The following is a 17,224-nucleotide window of genomic DNA, read 5'->3' as shown; positions in this document are numbered from 1 at the left end:
CGGCGTCAGTCCTCGTCTTCGTTTGGCACCAGTTCACCCTGCTCCTTCAGCACCTGCGCGGCGAGCGCGCGCGTCACCGGCCGGGCGGCGGCGAGCGCCGCGGCGTCGATCGCCTCCACCACCCGCTTCGCCCCTGCCACCGAGCGTGGTACCCGCAGCAGGAGGTATTGCACGGTGGCGTCGTCCACCAGGATCTGCCGGTCCGCGAACAGCTTCACCAGCACCGCGGCGAGCAGCGCGTCGTCGGCCGGGGCGATCTCGAACACCGGTACGGTGCGCAGCCGCGAGGCGAGGTCGGCGGTGGCGAGCTTGAGCTGGGCCGGCGGGGTGCGGGCGGTGAGCAGCAGGACGGCATTCTGCTCGCGGGCCAGGTTGAGGAGATGGAATACAGCCGCCTCCTCGAAGCCGCCCGGCTCCAGGTCCTCCAGCACCAGGGCGCCGGTGGCGAGCGCCTCGGGCACGCCGGCCCGGTCGAGCGCCCGCGCCTCGACGATGCGCGCACCCGCCCGCTCGGCGAAGATCGCGGCCAGATGGCTCTTGCCGGCGCCCTCGGGGCCGACGAGGCACACCACCCGCGCCGGCCAGTCGGGGAAGGCGTCGATGAGCGCGAGGGCCGCGGCGTTGCCTGGCGCGGCGAGGAAGTCCTCGCGCCGCAATGCCGGCCGGCCGGGAAGCTGGAGCGGCAGCTGGCGCGGGCGGGACGGGCGGGGCATGGCGCTCAGGGTGCCCCCGCTGGCGGCGGCAGGAGGTCGTCCTCCTCGCCCCGGTAGAGCGTCGAATGCAGGTACTGGCCGATGGCGAACCGCGTCAGCACGCCCACGGCGGCGGTGAGCGGCACCGCCAGCAGCAGCCCGACGAAGCCGAACAGGTAGCCGAAGGCGAACAGGGCGAACATCAGCCACACCGGATGCACGCCGATGCTGTCGCCCACCAGCTTGGGATAGAGCACGTAGCCCTCGATGGTCTGGCCGGCGATGAAGATGGCGACCACGGTGCCGATCATCCCCCAGTCCGGGAAGAACTGCACGATAGCGACGCCGATGGCGAGGATGAAGCCGGTGAGCGATCCCACATATGGAATGAAGGAGATGATCCCCGAGACGATGCCGATCAGCAGGCCGAAATTGAGCCCGACCATGGACAGCGAGACGGCGTAGAAAGTGCCGAGGATGAGGCACACCACCGCCTGTCCGCGCACGAAGCCGGCGATGGCAAGATCCATGGAGCGGGCGAGGTCGTGCACCACCGGGCGGTGCGGGACCGGGACGAGACGGTCCACATAGCCGACCATCGAGTCCCAGTCGCACAGGATGTAGAACATCACCACCGGCGTCACCACCAGCAGCGCGAACATGGAGATCAGCGCCTGCCCGCCGGACCACACCGAGGACAGAAGCCCGAGAAGATAGGTCACGCCCTGGGACATCAGGTCGGAGATCGAGCGCTGCATGTCCGGCAGCCGGTCGCCGACGATGTGGGAGAGCCACTCCCGGTTCTCCTCGGTGACGAGGCCCTGGAGGCGCGTGACGTAGGAGGGCAGGCGCTGGATGAAGTCGAACAGCTGGCTGGACAGCACCGGCAGCAGCACCAGGAAGAACAGCATCACGAAGAACAGCATGATGCCGACGATGACGAGGCTCGACGGCATGCGGCCGATGCCGAGCTTCTCCAGGCGGATCACCACGGGATTGAGGAAATAGGCGAGCACGATGGCGGCGACGAACGGCAGCAGGACGCCGCGCAGCAGCCAGAGGACGAGGATGGCGGCGAGCAGCGCGCCGATCCAGAAGCCCACCTGAACCCTGACGGCCATCGCGCCTCCTTGGGTCATGTGCCGAACCGCATCGATTGTTCCGTATCATATGCCGATACGTCCGGCGCGCGCATCCCCGCGGAATTGCCCGGCGCCGGCTGCCTCGGGACGCGGGCACCCGGCACGGCGGGGCAGATCATTTCGCCATGTGACGCGTCCATTCCGCGAGATAGGCAGCGGCGGAAACGCCCGTCAAGAGACCGACGGCCACCAGGCCGAGCTCCAGAAGCTCCGGAGCCTCGACGCCGAAGCCGGCGCTGGCGAGCACCAGCGCGGCGAAGCAGATCTGCGCCAGCGTGTTGACCTTCGAAACCAGCAGCGGGGCGATCGCCACCGGCCGGCGGAGCACCTGCGAGAGCAGCACCGCGCCGACGATCAGCACGTCGCGCGTCACCACGGCGATGGCGACCCAGCTCGGCACCAAGGCGGTGGCCGCGAGAGCCACGTAGATGGAGACCAGGAGCGCCTTGTCGGCGAGGGGGTCGAGGTAGGCGCCGAGCTCGGTCTGCATGCCGAACTTCTTGGCGATCAGGCCGTCGAGCGCGTCCGAGATGCCCGCCGCCACGAACAGCCAGAAGGCGAGCTGCGCGCGCCCGGAGGCGATCGCCCAGATGACCACCGGCACCAGCAGGATGCGGATGAGGGTGATGATGTTCGGCAGGCTCACGCGGCGCTTCCCGGTTTTTCTCTTGCGGCCAACATAGGGAAGGCGTCGGCTTGGCGGTAGGGCAGGTGGGGCGCCTCAATCCCGGCGGACGGTCATGTTGCCGAAGGTCTGGCGGCTGGGCATGGCCTGGATGCGGTTGATGTTGACGTGGCGCGGCAGGGTGCAGGCGAAGAACACCTGCTCGGCGATGTCCGCCCCGGTCATGGGCTCGGCGCCGGCATAGACCTTCCGGGCGCGCCCCGCGTCACCCTCGAAGCGCACCATGGAGAACTCGGTCTCCACCAGCCCGGGCTCGATATTGGTGACGCGCACGCCGGTGCCGGCCACGTCCGCCCACAGGTTGAGCGAGAACTGCTTCACGAACGCCTTGGTGGCGCCGTAGACGTTGGCGCCGGGATAGGGGAACTCGCCGGCGATGGAGCCGGTGAGCACCACGTGCCCCTGCTTGCGGGCCACCATCGCCGGCAGGCTGGCGCGCACGGTGTAGAGCATGCCGTTGATGTTGGTCTCCACCATGGTATCCCAGTTGGACAGGCTCGCCTGCTGCGCCGGCTCCAGCCCGAGCGCGAGGCCGGCATTGGCGAACACCACGTTGTAGTCGGCGAAGGGGGCCGGCAGGCTTGCGAACGCCGCCTCGGTCGCCGCCGCGTCGCGCACGTCGAGCTCCACCGGCAGGATGTGCTCGCCCAGCTCGTCGCGCAGCGCCTGAAGGCGATCCTTGCGCCGGCCCATCACCACGACGAGGGCGCCGGCGGCGGCAAAGCGGCGCACGGTGGCCTCGCCGATGCCCGAGGTGGCGCCGGTGACGACGACGGTGAGGGAACGGGGGTCGAGCATGGCGGACATCAATGGCTCCTTGGTCGGCGCCTGGGCGGGGTCCGGCCGGCGGATGCTTCGGACGGCGCCCGGCCGGACGCCGCGCGTCGGCTGCGGCCGGTGCGGGAGATGGAGCTGGGATAACGCGCATTAACCACTGCGTCCATCTATGTCAGGATATAGGTAGCAGGGTGGTAATGCGGTCATGCTGATGCCATGATCTCGGAAAAGGGTCATGACCTTGCACCGGAGTGCGGGCGATACGCGCGTGGCGCGTCACGAGCCGAACGTTGTGAATGGCCATGGAAGGGTTCCGATCCCGCCCTCGGGCGGTGGCGGTTCGGAATTGAAGTGGCTAGGGTTGCGGGGAACGTCCGGAGAGTGTGGATGAAGGTGGTCTATCTGGGGGCGGCAGTCGCTTCGGCGGTCGCATTGGGCGGCTGCAGCACCGAGCTTGACGGGTTCGGCGCGAAGCCTTCCGCCATGGACAGCAACCGCGCGATGACGGCGCCGACCGGCGCGGTGGAAAGCTCGTCCGCCCCGGTTCCCGTGTCGGCGGCCGCGACCGGCGCCATCACCACCCGCACCGCCGCCACCGTGCCCCTGACGCCGCCACCCGCCAATCCCGGCGGCACCGCCTATGCTCCGTCCGCCGCCAAGGACCAGATGTCCGGCGCCTGGAACTTCAGCTGGGACAACGGCCGCAACACCTGCCCCTTGACGCTCTCCAACACCCGCGGCCTCAACGGCCTCGCCGCGCAGGCGGACGTGTCCTGCCCGAGCGAGATCTTCATGACCAAGGGCTGGGACATGATGGGGGCCGACCTGGTGCTGCAGAATCACCAGGGCAAGGTCACGGCCCGCCTGCAGCCCGCCGGCCCGAACATGTATGTGGGCACCATCACCGACACCAACCAGAAGGTCGCCCTGGTCCGCTGAGGCGCTCCGCTGAGGCCCCGCGTGAGGCCCCGCGCCCGCGATCCTGACATCCCCCGGCTTTCCGGCCTGCCTCCTGAGGGCTGGCACCCCGCGGCGTCTTCGAGAGATTTCTTTCACGCGCACCGTCATGCGCGGCCTTAATGCCGGGCCTCCACGCCGTGACGGCGGCGCCTCGTTTCGGATATCTGCGCCACGCCGCAGCGCGTGGATGGCCATGACAAGCCCGGCCATGATAAGCCTGCCGTGACAAGCCTGCCATGACGAAGGGCCCGGAACACCGACCCCGGCTGACGATCCGTCCGGGACCCCGGCGGCGCCTCAGTGCGCCTCTTCCCAGTTCCGAGCGGCCCGACCGTCCACCTTCAGCGGCACGGAGAGCTGCACCGCCGGCGCCGGCGCGGTCTCCATCACGTGGCGCACCACGGGCAGGGTCGCCTCGGCCTCGGCCTCGCTCACCTCGAACACCAGCTCGTCGTGCACCTGGAGCAGCATCCGGGCGGATAGCCGCGCCTCGGCGAGCGCGTCCTCCATGCGCACCATGGCGCGGCGGATGATGTCCGCCGCCGTGCCCTGGAGCCGGGCGTTGATGGCCGCGCGCTCGTTGAAGGCGCGGATGGAGGGGTTCTTCGCCGCGATGTCGGGATAGTGGCAGCGCCGGCCGAACAGCGTCTCCACGAAACCGTGCTCGCGGCAGAAGGACTTGGTCTCCTCCATGTAGTCGCGGATGCCGGGGAAGCGCTCGAAATAGCGCTTGATGTACTGCCCGGCCTCCTCGCGCGGGATCGACAGCTGGTTGGCGAGCCCGAACGCCGAGATGCCGTAGATGATGCCGAAATTGATCGCCTTGGCGCGCCGGCGGATCTCCCCCGGCATGTCCTTCACCGGCACGTTGAACATCTCGGACGCGGTCATGGCGTGGATGTCGAGGCCGTCCTGGAATGCCTGCTTGAGCGCGGGAATGTCGGCGATCTCCGCCAGCAGGCGCAACTCGATCTGCGAATAGTCCGCCGAGATGAGGAGATTTCCCTCCTCCGCCACGAAGGCGCGGCGGATGCGCCGGCCCTCCTCGGTGCGCACCGGGATGTTCTGGAGGTTGGGGTCGGACGAGGACAGCCGCCCCGTGGTGGTGGCGGCGAGCGCGTAGGAGGTGTGCACGCGCCGCGTCTGCGGGTGGACATAGTTCGGCAGCGCGTCGGTATAGGTGGAGCGCAGCTTCGCCAGCTGGCGCCATTCGAGGATCTTCTGCGGCAGCTTGTGGCCGGCCTCGGCGAGATCCTCCAGCGCGCTCGCCTTGGTGGACCACATGCCGGTGGCGGTCTTGGTTCCGCCCGGCAGGCCCATCCGGCCGAACAGGATGTCGCCCATCTGCTTGGGCGAGCCCACGTTCAGCCGCTCGCCAGCGAGCTCCGCGATCTCGTCCTCCACCCGCGCCGCGCCCTGGGCGAACTCGGAGGACAGCCGCGCCAGCATGGCCTTGTCGATGGCGATGCCGCGGCTCTCCATGCGCGCCAGGACCGGGATCAGCGGGCGCTCCAGGGACTCGTAGACCGTGGTCCTGCCCTCGGCGGCAAGGCGGGGCTTGAGCACCTGCCACAGGCGCAGCGTCACGTCCGCGTCCTCGGCGGCGTAGTCGGTGGCCGCCTGCAGCTCCACCTTGTCGAAGGTGATCTGGCCCTTGCCCTTGCCCGCCACCTCCGAGAACGCGATCGGCTGATGGCCGAGATGGAGGACCGAAAGCTCGTCCATGCCGTGGCCGTTGCGCCCGGCGTCGAGCGCATAGGACATGCACATGGTGCAGTCGATGGGGGCGACGTCGATGCCGTGGCGCGCCAGCACCAGCTGGTCGTACTTCACGTTGTGGCCGATCTTGAGGACGCCCTTGTCCTCCATCACGCCCTTGAGCGCGGCGATGGCCTCATGGCTCGGGATCTGCCCCGGCAGCAGGCCCTCGCTGAACAGGCCGTCGCCTGCCCCTTGGTGGAGCAGGGGAATGTAGCAGGCCTCGTTGGGCGACAGCGCCAGCGAGACGCCCACGAGGTCCGCCTGCATGGGGTCGAGCGAATTGGTCTCGGTGTCGAAGGCGAGATAGCCCTGGTCCGCCGCCTTGGCGCACCAGGCCTTCAGCTCGGCGATGTCGGTGAGGGTGCGGTAGGCCTTGCGGTCCACCGGCGTCGCGCGTGCCGCCTGGGCGCGGCCGCTCGCCAGCGCGGAGGGGGTCGGCGTGCCCGGCGCGGCCTTCGCCTGCGGCGCGGCGCCCTCCTGCGCTGATGCGCCTTCGGACGGCGCCGCCGCACCCTCGACGCCCGGCTCGGCCCCTGCGGCGGGCTCGAACAGGCCGCCCGAGGGCGCGAGCCGCGGGTCGGCCTCAACCGCGCTTGCCTCGACGCCGTAGGCCTCCGCCACGCGGCGGGTGATGGTGGTGAACTCCATGGCCTTCAGGAAGGCGATCAGGCGCGCGGCGTCCGGCTGCTCCAGCACCAGGTCGTCGAGAGGGACCTCGACCGACACGTCGCGCACCAGCGTCACCAGTTGCTTGGAGATGCGCGCCGCCTCGGCATTGCCGATCAGCGATTCGCGCCTTTTGGGCTGCTTGATCTCGCCGGCGCGGGCGAGGAGGGTTTCCAGGTCGCCATATTCGGCGATCAGCTGGGCGGCGGTCTTGATGCCGATGCCGGGGACGCCCGGCACGTTGTCGGTCGAATCGCCGGCCAGCGCCTGAACGTCGGTCACCTTCTCCGGCGGCACGCCGAAATACTCCAGCACCTCGCCGACGCCGATGCGCCGCTCGGGCCGCGCCCCGCGCCCGCCGCTCTCGCCCGAGGCGGGATCGTACATGGCGACCCTGGGGCCGATGAGCTGCATCAGGTCCTTGTCGGCGGAGACGATGAGCACCTCCGCCCCCGCCTCCACCGCCTGCTCGGCATAGGTGGCGATCAGGTCGTCCGCCTCGTAGCGCGCCTGCTCCACCGGGATCAGGCCGAAGGCGCGCACCGCCTCGCGCATGAGCGGGAACTGCGGGATCAACTCATCGGGCGGGTCTGAGCGGTTGGCCTTGTAGGCGGGGTAGAGCTCCTTGCGGAAGCTGTCCTCCGACTTGTCGAAGATGATGGCGAGGTGGGTCGGCTTGATGCCCACGGCCCCGTCGCGCACGAACTGGAACAGCTTGGTGCAGAACAGCCGCACCGCCCCGGTGGGCAGCCGGTCGGAGCGGAAATTGTACTTCCGGTCCTGGTTGATGGACTGGAAATAGGCGCGGAAGACGAAGGAGGAGCCGTCCACCAGGAACACGCGGTCACCGGGCTGGACGGGTCGGGGCGAAGGAGACATGGGCTTCCGGCGCAAATGGGGATCGACGGCGCGCACGATGCCCGAGGGGCGCGCGGCGAACAAGCCTGCTGGGTAGGCGCGCGGTTCCCCTCCCCCTTGCGGGGAGGGGGGCGCCGCCTTCTAAAGTCCTTGGCCCATGCCGCAGCCATCGCGGCGTCGCGCGACCCCCACCCCCTCGCCCCTCCCCACAAGGGGGAGGGGAACCGGCGCTTGACCTTTGGCGCGCGCGAGTGCTGCTTGTCGGCGCGAAACCCCACCGTTGCGCACGAGGCGAGAATGACCACCGAAGAGCCGCCGCGCATCATGCTGCTCACCGGCGCATCCCGCGGCATCGGACACGCCACGGTGAAACGATTCTCGGCTGCGGGCTGGCGCGTCATCTCCTGCTCGCGCCACGCCTTTCCCGAGCAGTGCCCGTGGGGCGCCGGGCCCGAGGACCACATCCAGGTGGATCTTTCGAGCCCCGTCAGCACCAAGGCGGCCATCGCCGAGATCAAGCGCCGGCTGCCGGACGGCAAGCTGCACGCGCTGGTGAACAACGCCGCCATCTCGCCCAAAGGGGAGGGCGGCTCGCGCCTCGGCACGCTCGATACCGACCTGGAGACCTGGGTCGACGTGTTCCAGGTCAACTTCTTCGCCCCCATCATCCTGGCGCGCGGGCTGGCGGCGGAGCTGGAGAACGCGCAGGGCTCGGTGGTGAACGTCACCTCCATCGCCGGATCGAAGGTGCACCCGTTCGCGGGCGCCGCCTACGCCACCTCCAAGGCGGCGCTGGCGGCGCTGACGCGGGAGATGGCATCCGACTTCGGTCGGCGCGGCATCCGCGTGAACTCCATCGCCCCCGGCGAGATCGACACCGCCATCCTGTCGCCGGGCACCGAGAAGATCGTCGCCCAGATTCCCATGCAGCGCCTCGGCACGCCGGACGAGGTGGCGAAGATCATCTACGTGCTGTGCACGGAGACCTCGTCCTACCTCAACGGGGCGGAGATCCACATCAATGGCGGCCAGCACGTCTGAGGCCGCCGCCGGGGCATGAGTCCGTCGGCTCCGCAGAATTAATAGCTTGTTAACCAAGCTTCTTGCGGGCAGGGGATGCCGTAATTGGCCCCCACATAATCCCATCGTCGTCAAATTCGCGCCCGCTTCTCCGGGCTTCCTTGCCGCGTGCCATAGATGCACGCCCCTCAGGCGGGGTTTGTTTCAGCTTTGTAAAAGTCTGTAACGAGTTCTGCTTGAAATGCGCCGTTTATATTGATGGAGCGTGGCTATGACGATCACCATCAACCTCCCGATCTTCCCGCTCCGCCGGGAGATCGCGGCCCTCAAGCGGCGCCTCGGCCGCAGCCCGTCGAACGCGCCGGCCACCGGCTCTTCCGCCCCGGGCCGCCGGGAGGCGCGCTATTCGCTCGACGGGTTCGAGTTCGACGTCGCCGCTCTGGCGCAGCCGCCCCGGGGCTCGCGCTCCGTCCGCTGAGCGCCCTGCGCGGGCGCGCCGCATGCGGCGCGTCATTCCTGCCGGCGCCGTTTGTGGCGCCGCGCGCCGTCATCCGATAAGGTCCGCCGCCAACACGAACGGATCGTGGCGCCAAGACGGCGCCAAGACGATGACGGACCGACCATGACGGACCCCACCCCCGACACCTTCCGCGACGCGCCCCCCGCCGGCGGGGCGGCCGAGACCCACTTCGGCTACCGTACCGTGCCGCTGGAGGAGAAGCAGTCGCTGGTGGACGACGTGTTCCACAAGGTGGCGCGCCGCTACGACATCATGAACGACCTCATGTCCGGCGGCCTCCACCGGGTGTGGAAGGACGCGCTCCTCTCCAAGGTGCGCCCGCCCCAGAGCGCGCGGGCGTTCCGCCTGCTCGACCTCGCCGGCGGCACCGGGGACGTCTCCTTCCGCGTGGTGGAGGCCGGCGGGCCGGGCACCACCGCCGTGGTCGCGGACATCAATGCCGAGATGCTGGCGGTCGGCCGCGAGCGGGCGGAAAAGCGCGGGCTCGCCGAGCGGGTCGAGTTCGCCGAGGCCAATGCCGAGGCGCTGCCCTTCCCGGACCGCAGCTTCGACGCCGTCACCATCGCCTTCGGCATCCGCAACGTGCCGCGCATCCCGGTCGCGCTCGCCGAGATGCGGCGCGTGCTGAAGCCGGGCGGTCGCGCCTTCGTGCTCGAATTTTCCAAGGTGGACGTGCCGGGACTGGACACAGTCTACGACGCCTATTCCTTCCGCGTCATCCCGGCGCTCGGGCGCGTGGTGGCGGGGGATGCGGAGCCTTATCAGTATCTCGTGGAATCCATCCGCCGCTTCCCCACCGCCGAGGCGTTCGCGCAGCTGATGCGGGCAGCAGGGTTCTCCCGCGTCGACTTCATGCGCATGACCGGCGGCGTGGTCGCCCTCCATTGGGGCTTCCGCATCTGATGGGCCGCCGCGAAGGGCTTGCGTCGTGATCTTCGTCCTCGCCGATGCCGCCCGCCTCGCCCGCGCCGGCTACGTGCTTGCGCGCGAGGGCGTGCTTTCGCTCATGCCGATCGAGCCGGCGCCGCCGCTGGCGCGCCCGTTCCTGCGCCTCGCCCGGATGATCGCCCGGCGCGACGCCGGCAGCCGCGCGGCCCGATTCTCGGCCGCCTTGTCGCGGCTCGGGCCGTCCTATGTGAAGCTCGGCCAGTTCCTCGCCACCCGTCCGGACGTGGTGGGCGCCGCGGTGGCGCGGGACCTGGAGGTGCTCCAGGACCGCATGCCGGTGTTCGGACAGGACGTGGCCGAGGCGACCGTCGCCGCCGCCTTCGAGCGGCCGCTTAGCGAGGTGTTCCCCGTGTTCGGTCCGGCAGTGGCCGCCGCCTCCATCGCCGAGGTCCACAAGGCCGAGGTGCGGGACGAGGACGGGACGAGGCGGGACGTGGCGGTGAAGATCCTGCGTCCCGGCATCGAGCGCCGCTTCGGCGCCGACATGGCGAGCTTCGCCCGCCTCGCCCAGTTCGCCGAGGAGAACTTCCCCGAGGCTCGGCGCCTCCGGCTTGTGGCGGTGGTGGAGACGCTCGCCCGCTCGGTGTCCATGGAGATGGACCTGCGCCTTGAGGCCGCCGCCTATGCGGAGCTGGCGGAGAATACCCGCGAGGATGCGGAGATTCATGTGCCGCGGGTGGACTGGGACCGCTCCGGCCGCGAGGTGCTCACCACCGAGTGGATCGACGGCATCAAGCTCTCCGACAAGGACGCGCTGATGGCGGCGGGGCACGACCTGAAGGCCATCGCCCGCATCGTCATGCAGTCCTTCCTGCGCCAGGCCATGCGCGACGGCTTCTTCCACGCCGACATGCACCCCGGCAACCTGTTCGTCGATGCCCAGGGCCGGCTGGTGGTGGTGGACTGCGGCATCATGGGGAGGCTCGGGCTCAAGGAGCGGCGCTTCCTGGCCGAGATTCTCTACGGCTTCATCACCCGCAACTGGCGCCGCACCGCCGAGGTGCATTTCGAGGCGGGATACGTGCCCGCGCACCATTCGGTGGATGATTTCGCGCTCGCCATCCGCGCCATCGGCGAGCCCATCCACTCGCGCCGCGCCGATCAGATCTCCATGGCCCGCCTTTTGGCGCTGCTGCTGGAAGTGACGGCGCTGTTCGACATGCGCACCCGTCCCGAGCTGATCCTGCTGCAGAAGACCATGGTGGTGGTGGAGGGCGTCGCCCGCTCGCTCGACCCGAAGCTCGACATGTGGAGCACCTCCGCTCCGGTGGTGGAGGAGTGGATCGCCGCCAATCTCGGTCCCGTGGGGCGCCTCCAGCAGGCCGGCGCCGGCATCGGCGAGGTGGGCCGCTTCGCCGCCGACATCCCGGCCCTCCTCTCGCGCACCGCCCGCGTCGTGGAGCAGATGGACGAGGCGACGCGCGACGGCCTGCATCTGTCGCCCTCGACGCTCGACGGCATCGGCCGCGCCGAAGCCAGGCGGGCCTTCTGGGGCAACCTCGCGCTCTGGGCCATCGCCGCCGGGCTGCTGCTGAACTGGCTGCGGTAAGCTTATCCGGGTGACCTCACCGGGAGGTCTCCCCGGGCGACCTCGCTCCACGGCGGCGATTGGGCTAGGATGATTGAATTGCAATCATCGCGGAGGGAGGCGATGGCCAGCATCACCATCCGCAACCTCGACGACGAGACCAAGCGCAGGCTGAAGCAGCAGGCGGCGCGCCACAACCGTTCCATGGAGGAGGAGGCGCGGCAGTTGCTGCGCAGCGCGCTCGAGCTTCAGCCACGCAGGAGCGGCGGGCTGGCCAACGCGATCCGCCGTATCGTCGATCCCATCGGTGGGGTCGAGCTGGCGTTGCCGGTGCGTCTCGAGACGCGAGAGCCTCCGGATTTCAGCGGCCCGGAGTACGATCGATGATCGTGCTCGACACCAACGTCGTTTCCGAGCTGATGAAGCCCGTATTCGACAGCAAGGTGTTCACGTGGGTCGAACGCCTGCCTGTGGAGACTGTATTCTGCACGGCGATTACAAAAAGCGGAGATTCTCTACGGGGTCGAGATCCTTCCCGACGGGCGGCGCAAGCGCGAGCTGCGCGACGCGGTCGCTGCCGTTTTCGAGCGCGAGCTGCGCGGCCGGATACCGCCCTTCGACGATCGGGCTGCCGACCAGTTCGCCGTCCTGCTTGCGGCCCGCAAGAGATCCGGGCGGCCGATGTCGCTGCCTGATGCGCAGATCGGCGCCATCGTCCTGGCGAACCACATGACGTTGGCCACGCGAAATGTCGCTGATTTCTCTCCCAGCGGCCTCACCCTCGTCGACCCCTGGCAGGACACGCCCTGATGCTCGCCGAAAAACGCATCCTCCTCGTCATCGGCGGCGGCATCGCCGCCTATAAGTGCCTGGAGCTCATCCGGCGGCTGAAGGAGCGCGGCGCCAGGGTGCGCGCCATCCTCACCAAGGCGGCGCAGGAGTTCGTCACGCCGCTGTCGGTGGGCGCCATCACCGGCGAGCGGGTGTTCACCGATCTGTTCGACCTCACCGCCGAGCACGACATCGGCCATATCCGCCTGTCGCGCGAGGCCGACCTGGTGGTGGTGGCGCCCGCCACCGCGGACCTCATCGCCAAGATGGCGAACGGCTTCGCCGACGACCTCGCGTCGACCGCCCTCATCGCCACCGACAAGCCGGTGCTCGTCGCCCCCGCCATGAACCCGCGCATGTGGGGCCACCCGGCGACGCGGCGCAATGTGGCGCGTCTGAAGGAGGATGGCGTGCTGACCATCGGTCCCAATTCCGGCGCCATGGCCGAGCGGGACGAGTTCGGCGCCGGCCGCATGGCCGAGCCCATGGAGATCCTCGGCGCCATCGAGGAGGTGCTGAGCCCGCAGCAGCAGATCCTCAAGGGCCGGCGGATGCTCGTCACTTCCGGGCCGACCCATGAGCCCATCGATCCGGTGCGCTTCATCGCCAACCGTTCGTCCGGCAAGCAGGGGCATGCCATCGCCGCCGCCGCCCGCGCGGCGGGGGCCGAGGTGGTGCTGATCTCCGGCCCCGCCGAGGTGGCGGACCCGCAGGGCGTCCGGACGCTGCACGTGGAGAGCGCGCGGCAGATGATGGCGGCGGTGGAGGAGAACCTGCCGGTGGACTGCGCCATCTTCGCCGCCGCCGTCGCCGACTGGCGGGTGGCGGACGCCTCCGAGCAGAAGATCAAGAAGGGCGCGGGCGGCGCGCCCACGCTCCATCTGGTGGAGAATCCGGACATCCTCGCCGCGATCGCCCGGCATCACACCCTGCGCCCCCGCCTCGTGGTCGGGTTCGCTGCCGAGACCGAGCAGGTGGTGGCGCACGCCAAGGCCAAGCGCGAGAAGAAGGGCTGCGACTGGATCGTGGCCAACGACGTCTCGCCCGCCACCGGCATCATGGGCGGCGACCTGAACACCGTGCACCTCGTCTCCGCCGACGGGGTGGAGGACTGGCCTTCCGCCTCCAAGGCCGAGGTGGCGCGGCGCCTCGTGGCGCGCATCGCCGCCGCGCTCGGGGAGGCGGCACGGTGAGCGCGCCGGTCCTGCGCCTCCAGCGCCTGCCCCACGGCGCCGACCTGCCGCTGCCCCATTATGCGAGCGCCGATGCGGCCGGTCTCGATCTGGTCGCCGCCGTGCCTGCCGATGCGCCCCTGGTGCTGGCGCCGGGCGCCTTCGCGGCGGTGCCGACAGGGCTCGCCATGGCGCTGCCGCGCGGCTTCGAGGGGCAGGTGCGCCCGCGCTCGGGCCTGGCGCTGAAGTTCGGCGTCACGGTGCTGAACGCGCCCGGGACGGTGGATGCCGACTATCGCGGGGAGGTGAGGGTGATCCTCATCAATCACGGTCCTGCCGCGTTCACCGTCGAGCGGGGGATGCGCATCGCCCAGCTGGTGGTGGCGCCGGTCGCGCAAATAACGCTGGAAGATTCCGGGGATTTGGGCCAAACTGCACGTGGAGCCGGTGGTTTCGGGTCGACGGGGATCGGCGGCGCCTGAATTCTCAACAAGTCACAGTGCCATGCCGCGTTTATCCGACAAGAGCCTTCTCGCCATTGCCGCCGTGGTGGACGTCGCCGTCCATGCCCGCGGCACGCCGGTTGCCGCCAAGGCGCTGGCCGCGCGCCATGGCCTGCCGCCGCGCCGGCTGGAGCCGGTGCTCCAGGCGCTGGTCCACGCCGGAGTCCTGAAGGGCGTGCGCGGTCCGCGCGGCGGCTACGAGCTTGCCCGCGAGCGCCGCCGCGTTTCCGTCGCCGAGATCGTGCGGGTGGCGGAAGGCGCGGAGGAGGAGCGGGAGATCGTGCTGCCGCCCCTCGTCACCGAGGTGGTGCAGCCCGCCGTCGCCGCGGCCGAGGAGACCTTCGACGCCGCGCTCGACGGCGTGACGCTGGAGGACCTCTGCCGCGCCGCCGACCGCAACGGCCACGGCTCCGAGAACGACCGCATAGATTTCGCCATCTAAAGGACGGGTGCCGCGCCACGCGCCCCCGAACCACAAGAACAGGAGAAACCCCCATGGCTGATGCCGCCGTGAAAGTCGTTCCCAATGCGGGGCCGCGTCCCGGGCGGGGCCGGGTCTATGACTCCATCACCGAGACCGTCGGCAACACGCCGCTGGTGCGCCTGAAGCGCCTGCCGCAGCTGCGCGGCGCCAAGGCGGAGATCCTCGCCAAGCTCGAATTCTTCAACCCCATCGCCTCGGTCAAGGACCGCATCGGCGTCGCCATGATCGACGCCATGGAGGCGGCCGGCGCCATCGACCAGGACACGGTGCTGGTGGAGCCGACCTCCGGCAACACCGGCATCGCGCTCGCTTTCGTCGCCGCATCGCGCGGCTACCGCCTGATCCTGGTGATGCCGGAGAGCATGTCGGTGGAGCGGCGCAAGATGCTGGCGCTGCTGGGCGCCGAGCTGGTGCTGACCCCGGCGAGCCTCGGCATGAAGGGCGCGGTCTCGCGCGCCGAGCAGCTGCTTCGCGAGCTGCCGAAGGCGGCGATGCCGCAGCAGTTCAAGAACAAGGCGAACCCCGAGGTGCACCGCCGCACCACGGCGGAGGAGATCTGGAACGACACCGACGGCAAGGTGGATGCGGTGGTGGCCGGGGTCGGCACCGGCGGCACCATCACCGGCATCGGCCAGGTGCTGAAGGCGCGCAAGCCGTCGCTGCGCATGATCGCGGTGGAGCCGGAGGACAGCCCGGTGCTGTCCGGCGGCCAGCCGGGGCCCCACAAGATCCAGGGCATCGGCGCCGGTTTCGTGCCGGAAGTGCTTGATCGCGCAGTGATCGACGAGGTGGTGACGGTCGGCAACCAGACCGCCTTCGACACCGCCCGCGCGCTGGCGCGCTACGAGGGCATTCCCGGCGGCATCTCCTCCGGCGCGGCCGTCGCCGCGGCGCTGGAGGTGGCGGTGCGGGACGACATGGCCGGAAAGACCATCGTCGCCATCGTCCCGTCCTTCGCCGAGCGCTACCTGTCGACCGCCCTGTTCGAGGGGCTCTGACGCTCCGGCCGCGGGGCGCGCACACCAAAGCGTGAAGGCCTTGGGCTGACCTCCCGGCAACGGGAGCGGTTACTTTCGCGTGCGCGAAAGGACGCTGCTTCCGCCATGCCCTTGACCCGCCGCCGCTTTCTCGAACTTGCCCCTGGCGCGGCGCTGGCCGCGCTGCCGACGGCGTCGTCCGCCCAGCCGTCCGTTCCGCTGGCGCGGGTGATCCCGTCCAGCGGCGAGGCGGTCCCCGCGGTCGGGCTCGGGACCTGGATCACCTTCAATGTCGGCGATGATCCCGTCCTGCGCGGCGAGTGCGCAGAGGTGATGTCGGCATTCTTCGCCGCCGGCGGGACCATCATCGATTCCTCGCCCATGTACGGCTCGTCCCAGCCGGTGGTCGGCTACGGCCTCGCGCAGCTGAAGCCGCAGCGCCTGTTCACGGCCGAGAAGGTCTGGACCAGCGGCGCGAGCGCCGGCGCGGCGCAGATCGAGCGCTCGCGCCAGCTCTGGGGCGTGCCGCGGTTCGACCTCCTCCAGGTGCACAATCTTTTGGACTGGCAGGTCCAGCTGCCACGGCTCCAGGCCATGAAGTCGGCCGGGCAGGTGCGGTATGTGGGCATCACCACATCGGAGGGCCGGCGCCACGCCGAGCTTGAGCGCATCATGCGCGGGCAGCGGCTCGACTTCGTGCAGTTGAGCTACAACGTTCTCGACCGAGAGGCGGAGGCGCGCCTGCTGCCGCTCGCCGCCGAACGGGGCATCGCCGTGCTCGTCAACCGCCCGTTCCGCCAGGGCGCGCTGACCCGCGCGCTGGCCCGCGCGCCGCTGCCGGGATGGGCGGGGGAGATCGGCGCGACCAGCTGGGCGCAGGCGCTGCTGAAGTTCATCCTCGCCCACCCGGCTGTGACCGCGGCGATCCCCGCCACCACCCGCGTCGACCATGTGCGGGAGAACCTCGCTGCCGCCTCCGGACCTCTGCCCGACCGGGCGCTACGCGAGCGCATGTCGGCATATGTCAGGGCGCTGTGATGGGCGAGTGGTGGACCTACAGTCCCGAGGATTTCCTGATGTTCTCGCCGCGCGCCTACTGGCGCATGTTCGCGCTCGCCAACGGCGCGTTCTGGCCGCTGCCGCTCGCGGGACCGGCGCTCGCGCTGGCTGCCGGGCTCCTCTGCCTGCGGGCGGGGGGCAAGCGGTTCGCGCTCGCCATGCTCGCGGTGCTATGGGCGTTCGTCGGCTGGGCGTTCCTGTGGAACCGCTACGCAGTCATCAACTGGGCGGTGTTCTATATCGCGCCGCTGTTCGCGCTTCAGGCCATGCTGCTGGCCCTTGCGGCGAGCGGCCCGGCCGCACCGCACCCGCCGGCGCCGCGGCGGGTGGTCGGCGGGGTCCTGGTGGCGCTCGCCGCCGCCTATCCTCTGTTCGCGCCCCTGGCGGGACGTCCGCTGTCGGAGGCGGAGGTGTTCGGGTCGGCGCCCGACCCCAGCGCCATCGGCACGCTGGGCGTCCTGCTGCTCGCCGGCGGCCGGGCGGTGCTGTGGCCGGTTCCGGTGCTGTGGTGCTTGTTCAGCGCCGCAACGCTGTGGACGCTCGGCACCGCGCAGAGCGCCCTTCCCTTCGCGGCCGCGGTGGCCGCCCTCGCCGCCGCGCTGTTCCGGCGCGGCGGCCCGGCGCGGAGCTGAGCGGCGCCC

Annotated in this window: 18 protein-coding genes; 12 read left to right on the top strand and 6 right to left on the bottom strand. The window is 70.1% G+C overall.

The features are described 5' to 3' along the window. Positions 1–5 precede the first annotated feature (5 nt). The 4 genes from V5F67_RS20180 to V5F67_RS20165 all read right to left on the bottom strand — a co-directional run bounded on the left by V5F67_RS20180 (position 6) and on the right by V5F67_RS20165 (position 3,326). Positions 6–713 (bottom strand): P-loop NTPase family protein, encoded by a 708-nt coding sequence (locus tag V5F67_RS20180; RefSeq protein WP_394020379.1) that lies wholly within the window; start codon positions 711–713, stop codon positions 6–8. A gap of 5 nt (positions 714–718) precedes the next feature. Then, positions 719–1,813: an AI-2E family transporter gene (locus tag V5F67_RS20175; protein WP_394020377.1), complete on the bottom strand. Its 1,095-nt coding sequence runs from the start codon at positions 1,811–1,813 to the stop codon at positions 719–721. 136 nt (positions 1,814–1,949) lie between these two features. Next, a complete protein-coding gene (locus V5F67_RS20170) occupies positions 1,950–2,480 on the bottom strand; it encodes a CDP-alcohol phosphatidyltransferase family protein (protein ID WP_394020375.1) in 531 nt (176 codons plus the stop codon). Positions 2,481–2,555: 75 nt separating this feature from the next. Beyond that, positions 2,556–3,326, bottom strand: coding sequence for an SDR family NAD(P)-dependent oxidoreductase (locus V5F67_RS20165; RefSeq protein WP_394020373.1), 771 nt, complete (start codon positions 3,324–3,326; stop codon positions 2,556–2,558). 357 nt (positions 3,327–3,683) lie between these two features. Between V5F67_RS20165 and V5F67_RS20160 the strand changes: the two genes are divergently transcribed. Beyond that, complete coding sequence (locus tag V5F67_RS20160; RefSeq protein WP_394020371.1) at positions 3,684–4,235, top strand: protease inhibitor Inh/omp19 family protein; 552 nt, start codon at positions 3,684–3,686, stop codon at positions 4,233–4,235. A 318-nt stretch (positions 4,236–4,553) separates the two neighbouring features. Here V5F67_RS20160 and polA read toward each other — a convergent pair whose 3' ends face one another. After that, complete coding sequence (gene polA, locus V5F67_RS20155) at positions 4,554–7,562, bottom strand: DNA polymerase I (RefSeq protein WP_394020369.1); 3,009 nt, start codon at positions 7,560–7,562, stop codon at positions 4,554–4,556. A 303-nt stretch (positions 7,563–7,865) separates the two neighbouring features. On the opposite strand from polA, the gene V5F67_RS20150 reads away from it, so the two are divergent. The 5 genes from V5F67_RS20150 to V5F67_RS20130 all read left to right on the top strand — a co-directional run bounded on the left by V5F67_RS20150 (position 7,866) and on the right by V5F67_RS20130 (position 11,944). After that, entirely contained in the window at positions 7,866–8,582 is a 717-nt protein-coding gene (locus V5F67_RS20150; RefSeq protein ID WP_394020433.1) for an SDR family NAD(P)-dependent oxidoreductase, read from the top strand. A gap of 250 nt (positions 8,583–8,832) precedes the next feature. Continuing rightward, positions 8,833–9,039, top strand: a complete 207-nt coding sequence (locus V5F67_RS20145; RefSeq protein ID WP_394020367.1) for a hypothetical protein — start codon at positions 8,833–8,835, stop codon at positions 9,037–9,039. Between the two features lie 144 nt (positions 9,040–9,183). Further along, positions 9,184–9,984 carry a bifunctional demethylmenaquinone methyltransferase/2-methoxy-6-polyprenyl-1,4-benzoquinol methylase UbiE gene (gene ubiE, locus V5F67_RS20140; protein ID WP_394020365.1) on the top strand — a complete coding sequence of 267 codons (801 nt, stop codon included), beginning with the start codon at positions 9,184–9,186 and terminating at the stop codon, positions 9,982–9,984. Between the two features lie 25 nt (positions 9,985–10,009). Further along, a complete protein-coding gene (gene ubiB / locus V5F67_RS20135) occupies positions 10,010–11,578 on the top strand; it encodes a 2-polyprenylphenol 6-hydroxylase (protein WP_394020363.1) in 1,569 nt (522 codons plus the stop codon). A 102-nt stretch (positions 11,579–11,680) separates the two neighbouring features. Then, the gene (locus V5F67_RS20130; protein WP_394020361.1) at positions 11,681–11,944 is read left to right on the top strand and encodes a FitA-like ribbon-helix-helix domain-containing protein; all 264 of its coding nucleotides are present in this window, start codon (positions 11,681–11,683) and stop codon (positions 11,942–11,944) included. A 108-nt stretch (positions 11,945–12,052) separates the two neighbouring features. On the opposite strand, the gene V5F67_RS20125 is transcribed toward V5F67_RS20130, so the two are convergent. After that, positions 12,053–12,286: a hypothetical protein gene (locus V5F67_RS20125; protein ID WP_394020359.1), complete on the bottom strand. Its 234-nt coding sequence runs from the start codon at positions 12,284–12,286 to the stop codon at positions 12,053–12,055. Between the two features lie 80 nt (positions 12,287–12,366). Between V5F67_RS20125 and coaBC the strand changes: the two genes are divergently transcribed. The 6 genes from coaBC (at position 12,367) to V5F67_RS20095 (ending at position 17,215) form a co-directional block, all read left to right on the top strand. Continuing rightward, on the top strand, positions 12,367–13,581 hold the full coding sequence (gene coaBC, locus V5F67_RS20120) for a bifunctional phosphopantothenoylcysteine decarboxylase/phosphopantothenate--cysteine ligase CoaBC (RefSeq protein ID WP_394020357.1): 1,215 nt from the start codon (positions 12,367–12,369) through the stop codon (positions 13,579–13,581). Then, positions 13,578–14,042, top strand: coding sequence for a dUTP diphosphatase (gene dut / locus V5F67_RS20115; protein ID WP_394020355.1), 465 nt, complete (start codon positions 13,578–13,580; stop codon positions 14,040–14,042). The genes coaBC and dut overlap by 4 nt, the downstream gene beginning before the upstream one ends. 22 nt (positions 14,043–14,064) lie before the next feature. Next, on the top strand, positions 14,065–14,505 hold the full coding sequence (locus V5F67_RS20110; protein WP_121621469.1) for an RrF2 family transcriptional regulator: 441 nt from the start codon (positions 14,065–14,067) through the stop codon (positions 14,503–14,505). A gap of 53 nt (positions 14,506–14,558) precedes the next feature. Continuing rightward, positions 14,559–15,545 carry a cysteine synthase A gene (cysK, locus tag V5F67_RS20105; RefSeq protein ID WP_394020353.1) on the top strand — a complete coding sequence of 329 codons (987 nt, stop codon included), beginning with the start codon at positions 14,559–14,561 and terminating at the stop codon, positions 15,543–15,545. Positions 15,546–15,650: 105 nt separating this feature from the next. Further along, positions 15,651–16,562: an aldo/keto reductase gene (locus V5F67_RS20100; protein WP_394020351.1), complete on the top strand. Its 912-nt coding sequence runs from the start codon at positions 15,651–15,653 to the stop codon at positions 16,560–16,562. Beyond that, positions 16,562–17,215: a DUF6064 family protein gene (locus V5F67_RS20095; protein WP_394020349.1), complete on the top strand. Its 654-nt coding sequence runs from the start codon at positions 16,562–16,564 to the stop codon at positions 17,213–17,215. Before V5F67_RS20100 ends, V5F67_RS20095 begins: the two co-directional genes overlap by 1 nt. Positions 17,216–17,224 lie beyond the last annotated feature (9 nt).

Source organism: Xanthobacter pseudotagetidis (assembly GCF_043194795.2).
Taxonomy (GTDB): domain Bacteria; phylum Pseudomonadota; class Alphaproteobacteria; order Rhizobiales; family Xanthobacteraceae; genus Xanthobacter; species Xanthobacter tagetidis_A.
The sequence above is the reverse complement of the archived record's forward strand: the minus strand, read 5'-3'. Positions and strand labels throughout refer to the sequence as shown.